Source organism: Leptospira fletcheri, assembly GCF_004769195.1.
Classification (GTDB): domain Bacteria; phylum Spirochaetota; class Leptospiria; order Leptospirales; family Leptospiraceae; genus Leptospira_B; species Leptospira_B fletcheri.
Map to the genome: position 1 here is coordinate 342,798 of NZ_RQET01000001.1, position 20,674 is coordinate 363,471.

Sequence of the window (20,674 nt, forward strand, 5' to 3'; positions counted from 1 at the left end):
GTTCAACCTGCGGTTTTATCCAGAAGGACCCGAATGGCGTCCTTTTTCTTCGTGGAAAGACGCAGATATTCCTGGGCGCGCTTATCCGAAGGGTCGATCAAAAGAATGTTCTCGAAGATCCTGATGGATCCTTCGTAATCCCGCTGGGAATACAGCTCGATTCCTTCCTTTAAATATTCGGGTATTTTCGAATATTCGGAAGAGCGAACATGATTCAATTCCACGTTGGATTTGGTGTTTTGCGGAAATGTCCTTAAGGAGGACTGGTACATCTTGATTCCGTCGAAGACTTTCCCGCTCCTGACCAATTGTTCCGCATTGATACGTTCCGATTCGCTTTGAGCGAGAGTCGCGTTGGATAACCCTTCCTTTGCGGCCCGAAGGTTGGGGTTCAATAATAATACCTTCTGGAATTCCGCCCTCGCTCTGGAATAATTCCCTTTCTTATAAAAATCCTCGGCGGCCTCCAACAATTCCTTGGTCTTTCCTCCGGTCATCTTCTCGATAACCAACTGAAGATAGGAGGCGACGGATTGATTGTTCGGATCCTTTTTCAGTATATTCTCGAAAACGATCCTCGCACTCTTGAGTTTTCCTTCGTTTAAAAGATTCAGACCCACTGTAAAAAGGCGGGTCAGTTTGGCCCTTTCTTTCAACTCTTCCGGTACGACGATATTGGAATCGGAAGCATAAGCCTCGTTCAGAAAGAAGGACGGCTTGTCAGTCAGACTCACCTTCTCTTCCTTGCAGGAACTCTTTTCGGACAGAATCCGATTCGCCAATTCCCCCGTTTCTATCCCCAATTTGCTGTATTCGGGACTGATACCGAAAGTCGCACCGGCGCGAACCAAGGCCGGAAAAGGAGCCATCAAAATCATCCTGTTCTTCTTCGAGAATTCCGACAACTCTTCGAAAATTTCTCGATTGTAAAGGGAGTCTTTGACTATGATAAAAGCGTCATATTCCCCTTTTATTTTTTCCAAAGAGGACCGAAAATTTTCCTCGCTCACCTTTTTCTTCGTAAAGTTCAATTTGTATTTCAGATCGAAATAATCCCCCTCCGTCGCAAAAAACTCCCCTTCCGGCTGGGAATAAAACGTGAGGACACGATTGGCTTTCGGAGAAAGTTCTCTCAATACCTTGAAAAATTCCGATATGGAAACATCCATTCCGATTCCGCATACGTTGTCCGAATCGATTCCGATGGACTTCGGATGACTTACCATGGTAAATACGATAGGGGTCCGATTCAAGTTTTCCCTGGCCAATTTAAAGGCGGCGGAACCGATCGCAACGAACAGTTTCGTATCGGAAGATTCTATTTCTTTAAAGTAAGAAGGCACGTCCTTGTATTCCGACCTGAGAAGATCCACGTAGGAAACCCTGACGGGATAATCCAGACTGGACTGGAGACCGAACAGCGCCTGTTCCAAAATCGAATTGTCCGAGGAGAGAAGGATCTCGACGTTTCCGGAGATGGCCTTCGAGGAATTAGGAGAGGAATGTAGTTCTCCGAATTGCGACAACGCTCCTGTAGCGCAAATCGAGAATCCGGCAAAAAGGATATAGACGTTCCGACCCCATCCGGCCGAAATTCGATTCCACGGAATCATACGTCCGCCGTAATTCGGTTCGCTTCCCAAGATTCGAGTCTATCCAGGTTCAACGACGCGGTCCTAAAATCGGGTTTGATTTCCAGAGCTTTCTTCCATTCCTCTTTGGCCAAGGAGTAATTTCCTTTTCTGTAATATATGCTTCCTAAGTTATTGTAGGCATGGTGGTTTTTCGGCGCCACTTCGATGGACCGACGATAGAATTTCTCCGCCTCGTCCAATTGATCCAACAAAGAATGACAATTCGCGATCCGGAATAAGGTCCATGGATTCCTTCCTTCGCTCAAGCGATTCGCTTTTTCGTAGGATTCCAAGGCGGCCATAAAATCCTTCTTATGATACAGATAATCCGCCTTGGCGAGGACATCGTCCACGTTTACGAATTTATGACCCGAAATTTCCTCCACTTCCTCCTCTTCGGAAAATCCGCTTTCCACGATCGCTCGTCTGATCGCTTCTCGGATCTCGGAAACGCCCTCCATGTCGGCCCCAAGAGCCGCCGCTTCTTCCGACATTTTCCTGGCCCTTCCCAAAATGTTCATTTCCAGATAAATTCTAGCCAGATTTAAAACATTATAAAAATATAATTTATCTCTTAAATACAACCTTTCCCCGTAATCCGCGGCCTCCGAAAGCCTCCCCGAAGCGAAAAGACAGGAGGAAAGTTCCAGAACGCCTTCGTTATCGGATGGAACGATCTTCAGGTATTCCTGCAGACGATCTCTCCCGTTTTCGAAATCCCCGCTCCTAAAATACGCAATGCCGGCGATCTTCAACAGTTCCGGAACCGGTTTCTCCGAATTCGAAAGAAAGGAGTCGGCTAATGCGGCAGCCTCCGGATATTCCTTCAAATCCAATAATCTTTGCCCGTCCGAGATCGCCTCTCTGATTTCGAAAGGAATCCCGTCCGAGATCAGTTTCAGGTTCTCCTTTTCCAAAAAAGAAATACGTAATATGGAAAAATCGTCGATCAGAGTTCCGGAACTTTCCACGGCCTCTTTGATTCGATACAGTTCCCCTTTCGCGTCGGACACGTGTTTCAGGAACATGGTTTCGTCCTCGTTAATGGTTTCCACATCACCGTCCTGGGAAACCATTACGTCGTCCCTACCGTCGGATCCCATGATGATCACATCCATCGGCTTCATCTGGAACAGACGGACATAAAATTTGTCCTCCTGACCGGGCATCCCTAACTTTCTTAAGCTAAGATTCGTTTCCAGAAAGGAAGCCTCGGAATCCCGGTACAATACCGTCCATGGATGTTCCGCATTGATGTAATATAAAAGTCCGGATTGGGTGTCCACAAGTCCCATACAGACCGAAATGTACATACAACCGTCGAAGGATAAAAATACGTTCTGCAGGTCCAGGAACCTTTCCTTCAACCAAGTTTCCGGGAAAATCTTTTGGCTCCTGGACCTCTTGTACCGGGATATGGCCGAGTTGAATACCACTCCCAACACGAGCGCCCCGCCGGCCCCTTGCATGGACTTTCCCATCGCGTCGCCGTTTACGAATACGGTGTACTCTCTTCCGTCCAACCATATCGTATCCGTAATACAGATGTCTCCGCCTAATTGGGAATTCCATCTTCTGAAGGAGAATTTCTTCTTTTGTTCTATGAAGAACTCCGTCCGGACTCGTTTGGAAAGGTTGCTGTTCAATAAAAGCGGCTCCAAGAGAACGGAAGTCAGGTAGTAATCCGCATCCTGAGCGACCTTCAAGGATTGGACTTTTTCCAAAGTCCGATTCAGTTCTTCGGTTCTCTGAGTCACCATCGATTCCAGATTTTGCGTGAAATCTCGGATCTGAGAAGTCATGCGGTTGAATTGAAGCGCGAGCATTCCTATCTCGTCCTTTCCTCTAACCGCGATCTGAAAATTCAGATCCCCTTCCCCTATGATTTTAACACCCTCCGATAAAGTATCGATCGGTCGGGCAAAGTTTACCGCCACCAATATCGCGATGAAAATTCCGAGCACGAACAATACGCTCGCGACGCTGATGATACTTCTCCGAATCGCGAAAACCGGCTCGTAGACTTTTTCCTTATCGAATTCGAATATCGCCATCCCGACCCATAATTTCTGTCCCTGGTACTGGATGAAGATCGGATAGGAAAATCGGAGAAGAGTATTTCCCTCCTCCGTAATTTCGCTTAAAGTTAATTCTTTTAACGACGAAAATTTTTCGAAATCCGCTTCCGGTACGTCCGAACCTATCTTTTCTTCGTTCAGTTCCGCGACATATTTTCCATCCACGTTGATCACATAGGAATCGGTGAGTCCGGAAATGTTGCTTTCGTGTAGCCGAGCCAAGCTCGTCCTCGTGGCATCGAAAGTCTCGTTGATCAACAATTCCTCTGCGGCGATATTGGCGATATTGTTGGCCAAGTTTTGACACACTTCGAACGTCTTCTCCAGAACGATTGCCTGGTTCCTGTACAGAACAATGATGGAAAGAGGAAGAACACAGAGGAGAACGATGCCCGAAACGAAAATGATCATTTTCGTTCGAATCTTTAGATTGTTTAAAACGGAAAGAAGAAATTTCATCCAGGCAATCCTTCGAGTCGAGGCATGGACGATATCCAAGCCGGTACTATTGTCAAATAATTTTAAATCGCTCCCACGATTGTAAGCTTAAAATCGGAAAGAAGAAAAGGTTAGAATTACGTTACAAATGTTTGAACTAAAAAAGTACGACGACGGAAGAAGAAATGAAGGAGCGTATTCCGGGTTCCATCGATCGAATAACTAAAACATGGTCTAACGAAACCGTTTCTCAATTGTGACGCAGAAGTTCCTGTCCGAAATTTTGAAGATCCTGAAAGAAAAGATTCACGGTGACACCGGCCTGCTTGACCATCTGCTTTCTGGTTTCGAGCTGCTCGATCGTATGAACCCCTCCTCGACTAAAATAAAGTTGAATGAGACTTTCCCGCTCGGAGGTTCCTTCCGCGCCGAGATAACCGTTTTCCAACCATCTGCTGATCAGGATATCTAGAATCGTACTCATTTGCTTCAGAGGAACGCGACGTTTTCTTTCCGTCGGGTGATTCAGCAGATACCATACCGGAGAGGAAAAAATTTCCGTTTCGTGGGGACGATACCATATATCCTTCAGAACGTTCTTCGCATCCAAATAGTTTACATGGGTTTCTACTTGGTAGGCCTGATAGGAAATATAACCGACAGCCAAGCCGCCGATGATACTATCGGTCGCTTGGACCGTGGCCGAAGCCCATTGTAGAATTCCGGAGAGGATTCCGAAAATTCCCCCGACTACGATAGCCGCGATGTAAAATTGGGTTATTCTTTGATTTTCGCTGTATCTAAGATGCTTAATAATGTCGTCTATCCGATCCGAATAACAGTTTAGTTCGGAGACTGTTCCGGTCAGATCGGTGCTGACCAGAAAGATGATCTCGTGAATCTTATTCTTCGTGAATACGAACTCCAGATGAGTCGGACTGTTGATGTCTTTGTAATCCGTCTTTTTTTCCAACTCCTCCATTTTTTCGATCAAAGGAAGAATTCCGTACGCGTTCGCGATCATCAGGGACTTAAAGGAAAAATGGCCGTGAGAACGAAGAAGATGATCGACTCTCGCAAAAGGGAGAGGGCGGCTGAAAGGAATATTCTTTACGTCGGAACCTCCGGAACAGTATTGCCCTCCGAAGTATGTCTCCTTTACCTGAATCGTGGTGTTACAGCCGAATATTATAAAAAACAGTATCAGAATTTTCTTAGGCATACAGATTTCGGTCCGATTATTTCGCTTTTACGGATTTAATAAATGCACTCACGAATTCTCTATCCGTTTCGTCCAGGCTTGCCCGAACCACCATATCCCTTCTCTTTTCCTTCGGAATACCGTTCTTTTCCAGGAATCCGTCGTTTGAAAACGAATTGAAAGTTTCCTGGAATACGATCCTTCCCTGGGAATCTTCCACGATATATTCCACTGTCGCAAAGCATAAATATTCACGAAGCAAGGCAAGAGCGACGATCGGATACAGACTCTCTTCCACTATCTCGTATAGGAAAAATCCGGCTCCCAACTCGGAATGCCCCGTAACTACCGCCAAAAGTAATCCGGTGGCGATACCCGTGACGATACTCCAAACGACCACGGAATTTCGAATTTCCCCCAAATCCTTTATTTCGGCGTAGATATAGTAATCGGCGGGTCGACTCGGATCGACCGCGACGTTCCGATCCCTCAATAGATTACTTAAGTTCAATTTCATCCATTTTTCTATGGAACGCTTTTCCGTTTCGATATCCTCTCTCCGTTCCGCCTTGTCGGAGTTAGTTTCCGTAAGAGTGGATAGTTTCGAAATTCGGAGAGAAATGAACGGATCCCGGATCACCGCGTTAAAACGCTTATCCGAATTGGGTACTGTTCTAAATTCGGGAGAAGTACAGGTTACGGTCGGCCCGAAAACGATGGAAAGAATTACGAAAGCCCGAATGAAAAACCTTTTCTTCGTCGCGGAGACCTTATTCGAGATCATGAAAACCAAAATTCGAAATCGAGGATGCAGATGATAAGCGAACTTCCTCGAATCGGTAAAAATCGGAAAGGATTAAAATGACGGCAACTTTCCGAAAAGAAAGTAAAATTCCGCTTTACGAAAAGCCCGCTTTCCCAAAGCGACCCCTCTAACAAGTCGAACATGGAAGATTTTGTGACGAAGGAAAAAGCTCGTACCAATCTGCTATTTACGAATAAATATATTCATAATTTATTCTTTTTTTCACAAATACTGTAGACAAATACCGTAATTTTGATATTTTATTTATTATAATATTATTCAGAATGACAATTTTGCATGAACGAAACGGAGTCCAGCGCCGCAAAACCGATCCAACCGATCATTCCTAAAATCAACCTACCGTACCTCCAATTGAAGTCGAAGGATTCCTTCGAGAAAGGAGAGCGTCCTTACTACGATCCGGAAGCGGAAAGACTGCTGGTTTTAGCGACGGATCATTCCACCCTTGCGGGCTTGAAAAATTCCAAGATCCCCATCATTACGGACTCGGATGTTCTGGACCACAGGGTAAAAGAAAGTCTCCTAAAACTCGCCACGGATTCTCTGATCGTCTTTATTCCGCGAATTATGTTCAGTACGGATACGAAGGAGCTTTCTCAATTCTTTTATATTGTCGCTTTAAACAAAGCAAGCGCTCTGGATCCGACTCAGCTAAAAACCCTATATATGGAAATCATGCGCAGGTCCGCTTGGGCGATCCGCAACTATGAGATCGCTCATTGCCAGGACAAGGAGATCACCGTACCCGAACTCCTGGAACTTCTTGGCGAAAATACGTCTCCTTCCGACAATCCCAAAGGAAAAGACGAACTTACAAAATGTCTGAATTCTCTTGCAAGAACCGGCTTTTGCAATCCGCAAATCCTAAAGGATACAAAAAGCCTGATATTGCATTATATACAAGAGGATGGGTTCCTAATCGCTACGGACTACGCAGGATATATCTATGTTCCAGAACAATCGAACGACGAAACATTTACCTTAATAGAACGTCTTTTCTCCTCCAAAGCGATCCGATCCCTCGTCGAAATAAGCCCGAATTCTGCGATCGATCTCGTATCGGTGCGGGAAGCTCTTTTGGAAAACGAAGAGGAATTGATGAGCGGCGACCTCTCCCATATACGGAAGAAAATCTATCTGGAGGAATTCGCCAAACTTTCCCATACGTTAAAGCCGTCCCCACTGAGAGATTTCTTCATTATCGCCCAAAGAATCACGGCCAAAACCGTAGAAGCCGAAAATTTTCTGATAGAAACGAACGAGAAAGTAAATTCTAAAAAATTGAAATCGATCATTTCCAAAGGAAAGGATCCGCTTCAAAGATTTCTTACGTTCCGGATCGGCCAGGACATACCCAACGATTCTTCCATCATCAGAAACAGTGAGCAGGATTCCTCCCTTTTGAGCTACGTTCATTATGAGGAATCGTTTCCGGAATTGTTCGTATGCCCTGCGGATATAGCGACAGTTAGGGAAGTGGCGACCGCTTTATCACTGAGATATTCCTTCGAGAATCCGACCTGCCTAGGTTTTATTCTCATGCTGAACAAATACAAAAACAAGCTGCTATTCTATCTTTCGGATCCGAATTTCAAGAAGGCGTTCTGTAATGTGGCGCTTTCCTGCATCTCCAAAAAACTCCCGTGGTTCGTAAGATTCGCTTATGCGATCGGATTAAAGGAATCCATGATATCCAGCATTTTGAACGAATTGGGAGATATCCAGTACAAGCAACTCAACGAACGCCTGAAGTATAGACAAAAATTAAGCCAGATCCGGAACGATCTGAAGAGAGAGTTGGTGGAGGAAGTGAAGGCGATGATCTACCGTACCGGGCAATTTCCGGAAGGGATTTGAGGGAATTTTCTGCGGGATGAATGCTTCAAAACCGATCCGCGTTTTCTCTCTTCGGAAATTTCGGAAAGGATCAGACGCTTTCCTGCAAGTATCCTTTCAATAATTTCGAGATCTCCGGACGACAGCTTCCGCAACCGGTTCCTGCTCCGGTGGAAACTCCCACTGCTTCGAGAGTATTCGCGCCTTTTTTAATTTCTTCCTCTAGATTTCCGCTCCCTACCCCGTTACAGGAACAGACCAACTTACCTAGGACAGGGCGCGAAGGGCCTCCCCCGCTCAACAATCGATCCCGTTTTTCGCCCAGTTCCAATCCGGAAGAAATCAAGGTTTTGAATTCGGAGAATCTTTCCTTATCTCCGACCAGGATAGCGCCGACGAGGCGATCCCCTTTAATAATACATTTCTTATATTTCCTTTTTTTGCGATCTAAATATACGATTTCTTCATATTCGGATCCAGCAGCGTCCATCGGGGTTTCTGGTAATCTAAGGGAAACGAGATCCAAGCCGGGAATCTTCAAAAGATTCGAATGCAGAGAACCGGTATAACCGTTTAATCTATAACCGTAGATGTGATTGGCCGCGATCTTTGCCTGTTCTTCCGTTGCGGAAACCGTTCCATACATACCGGAAGGATGTTCCGCGACTTCTCCGATCGCGTAAATATCCGGATCGCTGGTCTGAAGATATTCGTTGACTTTAACTCCGGTCCCGCATTGCAATCCGGTTTGATTCGCGAGAGCTATATTCGGAGAAGTCCCTACAGCAAAAACGATTCCATCTACCTCCAGGACTTGACCGTTACTCAGCTTTACTTTTTCCGCTCTCGGAAAACCCACGATCTTGGAAAGTTCCGCTTCGAATACGATTCCGATTCCTCTTTCCTCTATCTCTTCCTTTAGGATTGCGGATGCGATCTCGTCCAACTGCTTGGACATCAATCGATCCGTTCGCACCAATACGGTTACATTTGCTCCGATCGTCCGTAGAGCTGCCGCAAGTTCCAACCCGAGTAGGCCTCCACCTACGATCAAGGCGTGGGAATCCCGAACGAAAAAACCTTTGATTCTTTCCGCGTCCTCTTTGGCTCTGAGACTAAAGACCCCCTCCATTCCTTCCTTGATCGATTTCGGAATCGAAGCCGAGCTTCCTGTGGCCATGATAAGTTTATGATACGAATGAACGACTCCACGGGAATCCTTAACCTTCTTTCCTTCCGGAAAGATCTCGGCAACCGTCCGCCCCGGGAACAATTGAATGCCCCAGGAATCGATTTCCTCGGGGTCCGCACCGCTCAACTGATGAAAATCTTTTTCCCCGCTGATCAGATCGGGTAAAAGGATACGATTGTAAAACGGATGTTCTTCCTTACAAATGACGGTAATCTCGTCGTTCGGAGCCACTGCGCGATAGTGTCTCAGAAAAGCGAGACTTCCCGCCCCTCCTCCGATGATGAGAATCTTTTCCTTTGCCTTGGAATAAATGCGGACTTCCACCGCCGAAATCTTAAATCCCGGTTGCTTGGAATTCGGATCGTAATCCGAGCTCGTCAGATTATTCGATCTGGATTCGTCGTTTCCGAACACTCTGCCCCAATGCATAGGTAAGAAAACCGTTCCAGGCTTGATCGTGTCCGTGATCGACGCTTTGACCCTGACTCTTCCGCGGGAATTTTCGATCTCCACGATCTGATCGTTCGAAATTCCTCTCGCTTCCGCATCCGAAGGATGGATCTCCAGGACCGGCTCCTTTCTATGCTCCCTTAATTTCCGCACCTTACCGGTTCTCGTCATGGTATGCCATTGGTCCCTGATCCGGCCGGTGGTCAGGATCAAAGGATGTTGCGGAGTAGGCTTTTCGGAGGGATCCTCTGCGGCTACATCGGATAGCTTGGCTCTACCTCCCGGACGATAAAAAATACGATCGGTAAAAAGACGCTCCGTACCTCCGTGATCCTTAAAAGGAAAAGGCCACTGGACCGAGCGTTTCTCCTTCAGTACGGAATAATCCAAACCGGAAATGTCGATCCTGGTCCCTTTCGTAAGCCTACAATGTTCTTCGAAAATCTGTTCTTCATTTTGATAAGCGAAGGAATTCGCATAACCCATCTTATGCGCGAAATCCCGAATGATCCAAGTATCCGCCATCGCCTCGCCTGGAGGCTCCAATATTTTGGGTAGATACGTGATTCTACGGTCGGAATTGGTCATCGTGCCTTGCTTCTCCGCCCATCCCGCTGCGGGTAGAACCACATCGGCAAAAGGAATCGCGCCGGCGCTCCTGGAAATATCCTGAACGACCACAAGGTCGGCGGAACGTAAGCCCGCTTCCACTGCTCTCGCGTCCGGCAGACTTACGGTTGGGTTTGTGCATACGATCCAAATCGCCTTCATTTTTCCTTGTCTAAGGTTCTCGAACATTTCGGTGGCGCTATATCCGGGCCGACTCTGGATTTCGGACACTCCCCAAAAATCGGCCACTTCCTTGCGATGTTCCGGGTCGTTCAAATTTCGATGAGCCGGTAATAAATTACAAAGTCCGCCGACTTCGCGTCCACCCATCGCGTTCGGTTGCCCCGTCAAAGAAAAAGGCCCTGAACCCGGCTTTCCGATCTTTCCCGTGATCAAGGATAGATTCAACAGGGCTAAATTCTTATTCACTCCGATCACGCTCTGGTTCAATCCCATCGCCCAAAGTGATAAAAAGCCGTTCGAAGAAGCGATCAACCGGGCCGCCTCTTCGATTTGTTCCCCAGGAACTCCGCATATTTCGGCGGAGGCTTCCACCGAAACCTGGAATACCCTCGATTTCAATTCTTCGAATCCCTCGGTATGATCCCGGATAAATTCTTCGTCAATCCATCCGTTTGTGATCAAAATCCTCGCGATCGCATGGAACAGATATATGTCCGTTCCAGGATGGATCTGCAAATGAATGTCTGCGTCCTCGCAGGTCTCGGTTCTTCTAGGATCCACCACGATCATCTTTACGTTCGGATCCTTCCGTCTCCTCTCCTCAATCCTTCTAAAAAGGATGGGGTGACACCAGGCAGGATTCGCTCCGGCGACCAAAAAACAGTCCGCTATCTCGATATCGTCGTAACTGATTGGAACGCTGTCTTCGCCTAATGCCATCTTATAACCGACTACCGCGGAACTCATACATAGGCGTGAATTCGTATCTATATTATTCGTTCCTAGAAAGCCTTTCGTTAACTTGTTTATGATATAATATTCTTCAGTAAGAAGCTGCCCGGATACGTAAAAACCTACCGCGTTCGATCCATGTTCCGAAATGATCCTCTTAAATTCGTTTGCGACTTCCGACAGGGCCGTTTGCCAGTCCACCCTCTGCAAATCCCCCCCTTTTCTTTTTCTCTGCATAGGATACAGAAGACGATCGGATTGATCCATGGTGGAATAATGAAGGTTTAGTCCCTTCGAGCAGAGCATTCCTCGATTCGCAGGGTGGTCGGGATCTCCTTTTACACTGATCCGATCCGTGCCGGATTTTTCGACGATCACGCCGCATCCGACGCCGCAGTAGGAACAGGTAGTCGATAGGGAGTTTGTACTGGTCACATAGGACTATTAGCAATTATCATGCCGTTTTTTAAAAAATAATCAACAAGAGTTCCCAAAAAGAATGATCCCCCTCAGCCGGTCAATAAAAGCCGCAAATTTACGAGCCTTTGCAGAAAATCCTAGCAGACCAAAAGATCCAAAACACACCCTTGTGATAATATTATAAGCAGATTTGTTCTTTAAAAAGCAAATGCTAGCTTGATTGATACAATTTTAGACTAAAAAAGCAGAAGGGTACCCAGTGCCGTTCTGGGGAACTTTCGAGGCTAAAGGGGAGTTTCTGGCAAATTTCATTTTTTAAAAAATAATCGGGGAGTTGGCACAACATTTGCTGTAAAACCTATAGACGCAAATTCACCACACCAAAGAGGCTTGAATCAAATGAAAAAAATGCAGGAATTTCTAAAAGCGGGACATTTCCCCACTCTCATCAGTTCGTTTTTATATTTCGACTGTAGCTTCATGATATGGATGCTGCTGGCGGCCTTAGGAGTCTTTCTTTCCGAGGAATTCTCTCTCGGCCCGGCTCAGAAAGGTTTTATCGTCTCCATTCCTCTTTTAGGGGGAACGCTGATGAGAATCCCGCTTGGAATCCTTTCGGATCGATTCGGCTCCAAAAAAGTCGCCCTTTGGGGAATGACGATCAGCATGATTCCCCTTTTCTGGGGTTGGCGTTTTGCAGGAACCCTTTCCGAAGTCGCCTGCATCGGTCTTTTATTAGGAATCGCAGGAGCAAGTTTTGCGGTCGCGCTGCCTCTAGCAAGCAGATGGTATCCTGCGAAATACCAAGGTTTGGTATTAGGTATCGCCGGAGCCGGAAATAGTGGATCCGTTTTAGCCACCCTGTTTGCCCCCGCCTTGGCGAAAAACTTCGGATGGCATGCGGTCTTCGGATTGGCGATGATTCCCATGGCCTGCGTCTTTCTCTTCTTCTTGCTCACCGCCAAGGATTGCCCCGGCTCCATTTCCAAAAAAAGTCTGAAGGAATATTTGGCTCCGATCAAATCCAGAGATGCACTTACGTTCTGCATCCTGTACAGTATCACGTTCGGAGGATTCGTCGGAATCGCCAGCTTCCTCCCTATATTCTTCTACGATCAGTACGGAATCGGAAAACTGACCACCGGTTTGTACACCTCTTATTGCATCCTCGGAGCAAGCCTATTACGCCCGTTAGGCGGCTATCTCTCCGACAAATTCGGCGGGGTACTCATGATAACGATCGTACTTCTGTTCCTTACAACCGTCCTCATCGGAATCTCCTTTCTACCTCCGGTCGCCCTAGTGCTTCCTCTCTTCATACTCCTGATGGCCAGTCTCGGAATCGGAAACGGCTCCGTATTTCAATTGGTCCCTCTTAGATTCAAAAAGGATATAGGAGTCGTCACGGGTTTTGTAGGAGCCTTCGGCGGCCTGGGAGGATTTTTAATCCCGAATCTTTTAGGTTCGTTGAAATCCTTAACCGGAAGTTTCTCCTTCGGATTCCTCGCAGTAGCGATCGCTTCCCTCTCCGCCTGCGCTTTGGTTTTCTTCATGAACGCTCTAGTCTGGAAAAATTCCGATTCTACGGAATCAGATTTGGAAATGGAAGCGACTTAAACTCGGCTTATAAACGGGAAATCTCGATAAAAGGATATAGAAATGAACAAAAGGAAGTTAGTCATCATAGGAAACGGGATGGTGGGTCACCGTTTCTCCGAAAAATTGGTGGAATTCGGAGGCGCGGATAAATTCGAAATCACAGTACTCGGAGAGGAACCCAGGAGGGCTTACGACAGGGTTCATCTTTCCGAATATTTTTCGAACAGATCCGCAGAGGATTTGTATCTCTGCCAACCGGATTGGTATCGGGCAAACGGGATTCGTCTTCTGCTCTCCGAGCCGGCCGTCTCTTTGGATTCTGTACGCAGGATCGTGACTACTTCCGCTGGAACGGAACTTCCTTTTGACGAACTGATTTTCGCGACGGGATCCGCTCCCTTTGTTCCGAATTTCGAAGGCATCGACAAGAAAGGTATCTTCGTTTATCGCACGATCGAAGATTTGGAAAATATCCTTACTTACGGAAAAGGAATCAGGAAAGCCGCAGTGATGGGCGGAGGCTTACTCGGACTCGAAGCCGCAAAAGCGCTATTGGATCTGGGCAAGGAAACCCACGTAGTGGAATTCGCCGAAAGGCTGATGCCTAGACAGTTGGACGATTCGGCATCTTCTATCCTGAGATCCCGCATAGAAGAACTCGGAGTCACGATCCATCTGGAAAAGCAGACGGAAAAAGCCCTGGGCGAATCCGAACTAGAAGGACTGCAATTCAAGGACGGAAGTTCCTTGGATGTAGAGATGCTCGTGGTTTCCGCCGGGATCCGTCCTAGGGACGAACTTGCGAAACGAAGCGGCATCCAAGTGGGGGAACGCGGGGGTATCCTGATCGACGATCATCTGAAAACGAACGTCTACGGAATCTATGCGATCGGAGAAGTAGCCTTACACAAGGGATTCGTATACGGACTGGTCGCTCCGGGATATGAAATGGCGGAAATCTTAGCCTACAATCTTTGTAGCCCGATCAACGCTCCGAAATCCTATACCGGATCCGATCTTTCCACGAAACTCAAACTGATCGGCGTGGACGTGGCCTCCTTCGGGGACGGCCTCGGACAGTCGGAACACATCCCTATCGTATTCAAAAACCCGAGAAGCGGAGTATATAAGAAACTCGTAATTTCTCCCGACGGCAAGACGCTTTTAGGAGGAATCCTAGTCGGCGACGTCAAGTCTTACGGAAACCTGTTGTCGTTGTATCTGAATAAGATAGAACTCCCTTCCGAGCCCGAAACTCTGATCGTAGGTTCTGTCTCTGCGGAAAACCTTTTCGGCGCGGATAGCCTACCCGACGACGCCAAGATCTGTTCCTGCAACAACGTCTCCAAGGGGGATATCCTGAAAGCGATTCGCGAGAAGAGCTGCACGGACGTACAATCCTTGAAGGAATGTTCCAAAGCAGGAACCGGATGCGGCGGTTGCCTCCCCCAAGTGAATTCCCTTCTCAAAACGGAATTAAAGGCGCAAGGAAAAGTGATCAGCGAGCATCTCTGCGAGCACTTCAAATTCTCCAGACAGGAATTATTCCAGGTCATCAAGGTCAAAGGGCTAAAATCCTATGCGGAAGTACTGCGTTCCGAAGGAAACGGAGACGGCTGCGAAATCTGTAAACCCGCCGTAGCTTCCATACTCGCGAGCACTTGGAACGAACCTATCTTAAAGCATAGAGAGATCCAGGACACCAACGATAAATTCCTCGCGAACATTCAGAAAGGAGGCACGTATTCCATCGTGCCAAGAATCCCCGGCGGAGAGATCACTCCTGAAAACCTGATTCGAATCGGGGAAGTCGCGAAGAAATACGATCTCTATTGCAAAATCACCGGAGGCCAAAGGATAGACCTTTTGGGAGCGAAGTTGGACGACCTACCTTCCATCTGGGAAGACCTCGTGAAATACGGATTCGAAAGCGGACACGCGTACGGAAAAGCGATGCGAACCGTAAAGAGTTGCGTAGGTTCCACCTGGTGCAGATACGGCGTCCAAGACAGTACCGCATTCGCAATCCGGATCGAGGAAAGGTATCGGGGGATCCGTGCTCCTCACAAAATGAAATCGGCGGTATCCGGTTGCATTCGGGAATGTGCGGAAGCCAGAGGAAAGGATTTCGGAATCATTGCCACCGAAAAAGGTTGGAATCTCTACGTAGGCGGAAACGGAGGGGTGAACCCGAAACACGCAATCCTATTGGCGGAGGACCTGGATGAGGATACCTGCATTCGATACATCGATCGTTTCATCATGTTCTACATACGCACCGCGGATAGACTGATGCGCACTTCTACCTGGCTGGAACAATTGGAAGGGGGGATCGAGTATCTAAAAGACGTGATCATCAACGATCGATTGGGAATCAACTCTCAACTCGAGGAGGAGATGGATCGCTTAGTAGACACTTACGTCTGCGAATGGAAAGACGTGGTGGAAAATCCTGAAAAAAGGGCTAAATTTAAGCATTTCATAAATAGCGAAAGTTCTGATCCGACCGTTCGCTTTCAGGAAGAAAGGGGACAAAAACGCCCGGCCGAACATAGAACGCACCGCGCGGAAGCGGTTCTGAAGTAGGAGTCCAGATGACGACCAAGACCACGGAAAAAAACAGATTTTTAGTCGCTCCGGTTTCCGAATTTCCGGAAGACGGAGGAGTTTGCGTAAAGATCGGAAGTTATCAGATCGCCGTCTTTCGTTCCACCGTCCGCGACAAATGGTATGCCTGTGATAACTTCTGCCCTCACTCCGGAGATCCAGTATTGTCCAGAGGAATCCTAGGAGATTCCAAGGGAGAACCTAAGGTAGCCTGTCCTCTTCATAAGCGGAATTTTTCCCTGAAAACGGGGGAATGCATTGGCGGCGAGGCCCACTATAAGGTCGAAATCTATCCTGTAGTGATAGAAAACGGAAACGTGTATTTGGAAGTGGATGCGGCTATGGTCCGCAACGGTAAGAATCCATGAACGAAGAAACCCCGCACCTCTACGGTAGCAAAATCTATTTGGTCGGCGCCGGTCCCGGAGATCCGGAACTACTGACCGTTAAAGCGGTCAAAACTCTGAGAAAGGCGCAAGTGGTTCTGTACGACGATCTGGTTTCTCCCAGGATCCTGAGAGTCTGCAAAAAATCCGCGGAGTTGATCTATGTGGGAAAAAGATCCGGGCAACATAGTTGCCTGCAGGATCAAATCAATTTTAAGATCGCGGAAGCCGCCATGAAATTTCGGATCGTAGTCAGATTGAAGGGAGGAGATCCTTCGGTTTTTGGCCGCGTCGGAGAGGAATACTCCTATCTTCTCTCCAGAGGCTTCGATTGCGAAATCATTGCCGGAGTCACCACGGGCTCCGCTGTAGCCGCTAGATTGGGAATTCCGTTGACCCATAGGGATTACTCGAGCGAAATCGTGCTACTCTCCGGTCACAAAAAGGACGGTAAAAATTCGGAGGGATTCCGGAATCTCATTTGTTCGGGTAAGACCATACTCGTATACATGGGGCTGAACTCCCTACACACCATCCGGGAAGAACTCCTGAACGGAGGAAATTCCGGAGACACCCCGGTGGCAATCATAGAGAACGCTACTCTCGAATCGGAGAGAATCGTTACGGGAAGCTTACGTTCCATTTTAGAAACTGCGGAAAACGCGGAAATCCGATCTCCGGCTCTCATTATCATCGGAGACATCGTCCGTTATTATACGGAAACGAAGGAATTAAAGGAAAGGATTCAAAAAACGTTAAGCGCCCCTTGAAGCTCGGACCCCCAGCTTCTCCCCGACCTCCGATCCGCCTTCAGCGTCCCGGGAAAGATAAAAATCGCATCATTTTTGTATAATATTCTTCAGAATGGTGGTGATTTCCATCCTACAGGTTCCGCAACCTGTTCCGGCCCCAGTTCTCTTTCCGATTCCCGCCAAGGTATGTTCCCCATCCAGAATCGCTTCCCGGATATTCCCTTCCCCGATTCCGTAACAGGAACATACGACTCGACCGGACAAAGGTTTTACGAATTCTCCGCCGGAAAGGAGCTTTTTCCTCCGGTCTCCTAATTCGATTCCGGAAAGGATCCATTCCTGGAATTTGCCGAATTCGGATCGATCTCCTACGAGAACCGCGCCGACCAGTCTATCGTTACGTATAATACATTTCTTATATATCCTGTTCTTACGATCCAAAAATAGGATTTCCTCGTATTCCTTCTTTAGATCTTCCGTGATCTCCAGAGGAGTATCGGGCAATCTCAAGGACGCCAATTCCAAATCGTTGATCCGGAGAATATGCGCGTGGATGGAACCGGGATATTCTTCGAAGGAATAACCGAATATATGCTGAGCCGCAATCTTAGCTTGTTCTTCTGCCGCGGTCACGGTTCCGTACGTTCCGGTTTCATGCTCCGCCGCCTCGCCGAACGAGTAGATATCGGGATCGCTGGATCTGAGAAACGAATCCACTTTGATACCGCTACCACAGCCCAAGCCGGCCTCCGAAGCGATTTGGGAATTGGGCTTCGTTCCGATCGCATAGATGATCCCGTCAAAATCGGCGGAGACTCCGTTGCTCAGTTTCACTTTGGAGATCCTTTCGGTACCTTCTATTTTGGAAATTTCCGTTTCGAATAGTAACTTGATCCCTCTCGCCTCGATTTCCTCCTTGAGAAGTTCGCTTCCCGTCGTATCTAATTTTCTGGACATGAGACGATTTGTCCGAGCGAGAACTGTGACTTCGACCTGAGCGGCGGACAATACTGCCGCGATCTCCAAACCCAAAAGTCCTCCCCCTACGATCAGCGCTTTCGTATTCGGAACGAAGAAGCCGCGGATCCGATCCGCGTCGGACTTACCTCTCAAACTGAAAATTCCCTGCATTTCTTTCGGAACCGTCACCGACGGAGGAACGGCCGAACTTCCCGTAGCCAAAATCAGTTTATTGTAAGAGTGCAGATTTCCTTTGGAGTCGCGTACCTTCTTCCCTTCCGGATAAACGTTGGTGACGGTCGTATCGGGAACCAATTCCAAATTCCAGGAGAGAATCTCCTCTGCGTCCGTCTGTAAAAGTTCGGAAAATTCCTTTTCTCCGCCTATGTAATCCGGAAGTAGAACCCTGGAATAAAACGGATTTTCCTCCTTGCAGATCACCGTGATCTCATCGTTCGGAGCCATCTCTCTGTATCGTTTCAAAAAAGCTAATGTGGAACTCCCTCCCCCCACGATCAGAATTTTTTCCTTCTTCTTTCTATAGGGAGCGACTCGGACTGCGGAGAACTTAAAACCGGGCTGTTTCGAAAAAGGGTCAAAAGCCGAACTAGTCAGGTTATTGGATCTTGCCTGATCGGAACCGTTCTTTCTCCCCCAGTGCATGGGCAAAAAAACGACTCCTTGCTTGATCGATCTAGTGACGGTCGCTTTCGCTCGGACGGACCCTCTCGGACTGGAAATGTCCACGATCGTCCCTTCCTTGATCCCGTATTTCAGCGCATCCTCCGGGTGAATTTCCAGATGCATCTCGGGCCTATGCTCCCGTAACTTTCTGACCTTTCCGGTACGGGTCATGGAGTGCCACTGGTCCCGGATCCTTCCCGTAGTTAATACCAGCGGAAAGTCCGGAGTCGTTTTTTCGGATTCATCCTCCGGATCTACCGCGTGAAGTTTGGCCTTTCCGTTCGGTCTATAAAAGACCCGATCCTCGAACGGACGAGAATCCGCCTGATCCCCGTTTTTGGGATACGGCCATCGAACCCCTTTTCTACTCCGGATCAGTTCGTAATCCAAACCGGAAATATCGATCTTCGTGCCTTCCGTTAATCCGCAGTGCTCTAAAAAGATTTCCTCCTCGGTTTCGTAATCGAAAGAGGCGTCGAATCCCATTTTATATGCAAAATCCTGAATAATCCAAACATCCGGTTTCGCCTCTCCGGGAGGTTCCAGAATCTTAGAAAGATGGGTGATTCTCCGATCGGAACTCGTCATCGTACCTTGTTTTTCCGCCCAACCAGCTGCAGGAAGCACTACGTCTGCATAAGCCAAAGCGGATGAATCCCAAGAGATATCCTGAACTACGACGAATTCGGCGCTCCTTAGTCCGGCCTCCACTACTCTAGCGTCCGGTAGGCTTACGGTGGGATTCGTGCATACGATCCAAACTGCTTTCAGTTTTCCGGATTTCAAACTCTCGAACATTTCCACTGCGCTGAGGCCCGGCTCCGAAGGGATGTCTTTTACTCCCCAAAAATCCGCCACCTGTCTTCTATGCTCCGGATTCTCCAAGTCGCGGTGAGCCGGTAGAAGATTACACAATCCCCCGACTTCCCTCCCTCCCATCGCATTGGATTGTCCGGTCAAGGAAAACGGACCGTTTCCGGGCTTCCCGATCCTTCCCGTCAAAAGAGAAAGATTGATCAGAGCAAGGTTTTTATTCACTCCCACCACGCTTTGATTCAAGCCCATCGCCCAGAGACTGATAAACCCTTTGGACTTGCCTATGATCTCCGCGACCTCGTAAATCAAGCCCGGAGAAATTCCGCAGATTTCCGCCGCGGTCTCAACTTCTATTTCGAAGGCTTTCCTTTTCAGATCCTCGAATCCTTCCGTATTATATATTATAAATTCCTTATCTATCCGACCGTTCTCGATGAGAATCCTTGCGATCGCGTGAAATAGGTAAACGTCCGTTCCGGGACGAATCTGAACGTGTAAGTCCGCATTTTCGCAGGTTTCCGTCTTACGCGGATCCACGACGATCACTTTTACGCCTGGATCGGATCTCTTTCTCTCCTCTATCCTTCTAAACACGATCGGATGACACCAAGCGGGGTTGGATCCGGCGATCAAAAAGCAATCCGCGATCTCGATGTCTTCGTATCCGACCGGGACGCAATCCTCGCCTAACGACATCTTGTATCCGGTGACCGCGGAACTCATACAGAGCCTGGAATTCGTATCGATATTATTCGTTCCCAGAAACCCCTTAGTTAATTTATTTATAATATAGTATTCTTCGGTCAGAAGCTGTCCGGAAACGTAAAAACCGACGGAATCCGGACCGTATTTCCGGATCAATCGTTTAAACTCTTTCGCAGTCCTGTCTAACGCGCTGTCCCAAGTGGTCCGAATCAAATCCTCGGATCGGTCCGAGCGCACCATCGGAACCAAAAGGCGATCTGATCGGTCCATCACGGAATAGTGCAGGTTCATCCCCTTGGAACAGAGATTGCCCCGATTCGTGGGGTGATCCGGATCCCCTTGAACGCTAAATTCCGTGGGACTGGACTTATGAACCAGAATACCGCAGCCTACCCCGCAGTAAGAACAGGTAGTATGAAAGGTTTCTACGGGTTGCATATCAAAGTTCTTGCAATTTTCACGCCAATCCTAACGTAATCTATACTTCCAAAGGAAGTAGGAACGGAAAAACGTCAACTCTTTGGCCGGAGAAAGGGATTTTCGGCCAAGGCAATCCCCTCCTCTCC

At 47.8% G+C, this 20,674-nt stretch carries 11 protein-coding genes; 5 read left to right on the plus strand and 6 right to left on the minus strand.

Features of this window, described 5'->3' with window-relative positions:
- Positions 1–2: 2 nt before the first annotated feature.
- From EHO60_RS01505 to EHO60_RS01520, 4 genes are all read right to left on the minus strand, one after another.
- Complete coding sequence (locus EHO60_RS01505) at positions 3–1,613, minus strand: ABC transporter substrate binding protein (RefSeq protein ID WP_135766387.1); 1,611 nt, start codon at positions 1,611–1,613, stop codon at positions 3–5.
- Positions 1,610–4,171, minus strand: coding sequence for a SpoIIE family protein phosphatase (locus EHO60_RS01510; protein ID WP_135766388.1), 2,562 nt, complete (start codon positions 4,169–4,171; stop codon positions 1,610–1,612). The genes EHO60_RS01505 and EHO60_RS01510 overlap by 4 nt, the downstream gene beginning before the upstream one ends.
- Positions 4,172–4,400: 229 nt before the next feature.
- On the minus strand, positions 4,401–5,372 hold the full coding sequence (locus EHO60_RS01515; RefSeq protein WP_135766389.1) for a hypothetical protein: 972 nt from the start codon (positions 5,370–5,372) through the stop codon (positions 4,401–4,403).
- A gap of 16 nt (positions 5,373–5,388) precedes the next feature.
- Positions 5,389–6,135, minus strand: coding sequence for a hypothetical protein (locus EHO60_RS01520; protein WP_135766390.1), 747 nt, complete (start codon positions 6,133–6,135; stop codon positions 5,389–5,391).
- A gap of 318 nt (positions 6,136–6,453) precedes the next feature.
- Between EHO60_RS01520 and EHO60_RS01525 the strand changes: the two genes are divergently transcribed.
- Complete coding sequence (locus EHO60_RS01525) at positions 6,454–8,034, plus strand: exonuclease (protein WP_135766391.1); 1,581 nt, start codon at positions 6,454–6,456, stop codon at positions 8,032–8,034.
- A 70-nt stretch (positions 8,035–8,104) separates the two neighbouring features.
- Here the strand turns inward: EHO60_RS01525 and EHO60_RS01530 are convergent, their stop codons facing one another.
- On the minus strand, positions 8,105–11,614 hold the full coding sequence (locus EHO60_RS01530; protein ID WP_135766392.1) for a nitrate reductase: 3,510 nt from the start codon (positions 11,612–11,614) through the stop codon (positions 8,105–8,107).
- A 384-nt stretch (positions 11,615–11,998) separates the two neighbouring features.
- Here EHO60_RS01530 and EHO60_RS01535 point away from each other — a divergent pair, with 384 nt between their 5' ends.
- From EHO60_RS01535 to cobA, 4 genes are read left to right on the plus strand one after another with little or no spacing between them, the layout of a single operon-like run.
- A complete protein-coding gene (locus EHO60_RS01535; protein WP_135766393.1) occupies positions 11,999–13,216 on the plus strand; it encodes a nitrate/nitrite transporter in 1,218 nt (405 codons plus the stop codon).
- A gap of 42 nt (positions 13,217–13,258) precedes the next feature.
- A complete protein-coding gene (nirB, locus tag EHO60_RS01540; RefSeq protein WP_135766394.1) occupies positions 13,259–15,784 on the plus strand; it encodes a nitrite reductase large subunit NirB in 2,526 nt (841 codons plus the stop codon).
- Positions 15,785–15,792: 8 nt separating this feature from the next.
- On the plus strand, positions 15,793–16,173 hold the full coding sequence (gene nirD, locus EHO60_RS01545) for a nitrite reductase small subunit NirD (protein WP_135766395.1): 381 nt from the start codon (positions 15,793–15,795) through the stop codon (positions 16,171–16,173).
- Positions 16,170–16,961 (plus strand): uroporphyrinogen-III C-methyltransferase, encoded by a 792-nt coding sequence (gene cobA, locus EHO60_RS01550; protein ID WP_135766396.1) that lies wholly within the window; start codon positions 16,170–16,172, stop codon positions 16,959–16,961. Before nirD ends, cobA begins: the two co-directional genes overlap by 4 nt.
- Before the next feature lie 69 nt (positions 16,962–17,030).
- Here cobA and EHO60_RS01555 read toward each other — a convergent pair whose 3' ends face one another.
- Positions 17,031–20,546: a nitrate reductase gene (locus EHO60_RS01555; protein ID WP_135766397.1), complete on the minus strand. Its 3,516-nt coding sequence runs from the start codon at positions 20,544–20,546 to the stop codon at positions 17,031–17,033.
- Between the last annotated feature and the right edge of the window lie 128 nt (positions 20,547–20,674).

Excerpts from the sequence above, each read along its gene's own strand:
- EHO60_RS01505 (WP_135766387.1), bottom strand. The coding sequence starts at position 1,613 with ATGATTCCGTGGAATCGAATTTCGGCCGGATGGGGTCGGAACGTCTAT.
- EHO60_RS01510 (WP_135766388.1), bottom strand. The coding sequence starts at position 4,171 with ATGAAATTTCTTCTTTCCGTTTTAAACAATCTAAAGATTCGAACGAAA.
- EHO60_RS01515 (WP_135766389.1), bottom strand. The coding sequence starts at position 5,372 with ATGCCTAAGAAAATTCTGATACTGTTTTTTATAATATTCGGCTGTAAC.
- EHO60_RS01520 (WP_135766390.1), bottom strand. The coding sequence starts at position 6,135 with ATGATCTCGAATAAGGTCTCCGCGACGAAGAAAAGGTTTTTCATTCGG.
- EHO60_RS01525 (WP_135766391.1), top strand. The coding sequence starts at position 6,454 with ATGAACGAAACGGAGTCCAGCGCCGCAAAACCGATCCAACCGATCATT.
- EHO60_RS01535 (WP_135766393.1), top strand. The coding sequence starts at position 11,999 with ATGAAAAAAATGCAGGAATTTCTAAAAGCGGGACATTTCCCCACTCTC.
- nirB (WP_135766394.1), top strand. The coding sequence starts at position 13,259 with ATGAACAAAAGGAAGTTAGTCATCATAGGAAACGGGATGGTGGGTCAC.
- nirD (WP_135766395.1), top strand. The coding sequence starts at position 15,793 with ATGACGACCAAGACCACGGAAAAAAACAGATTTTTAGTCGCTCCGGTT.
- cobA (WP_135766396.1), top strand. The coding sequence starts at position 16,170 with ATGAACGAAGAAACCCCGCACCTCTACGGTAGCAAAATCTATTTGGTC.
- EHO60_RS01555 (WP_135766397.1), bottom strand. The coding sequence starts at position 20,546 with ATGCAACCCGTAGAAACCTTTCATACTACCTGTTCTTACTGCGGGGTA.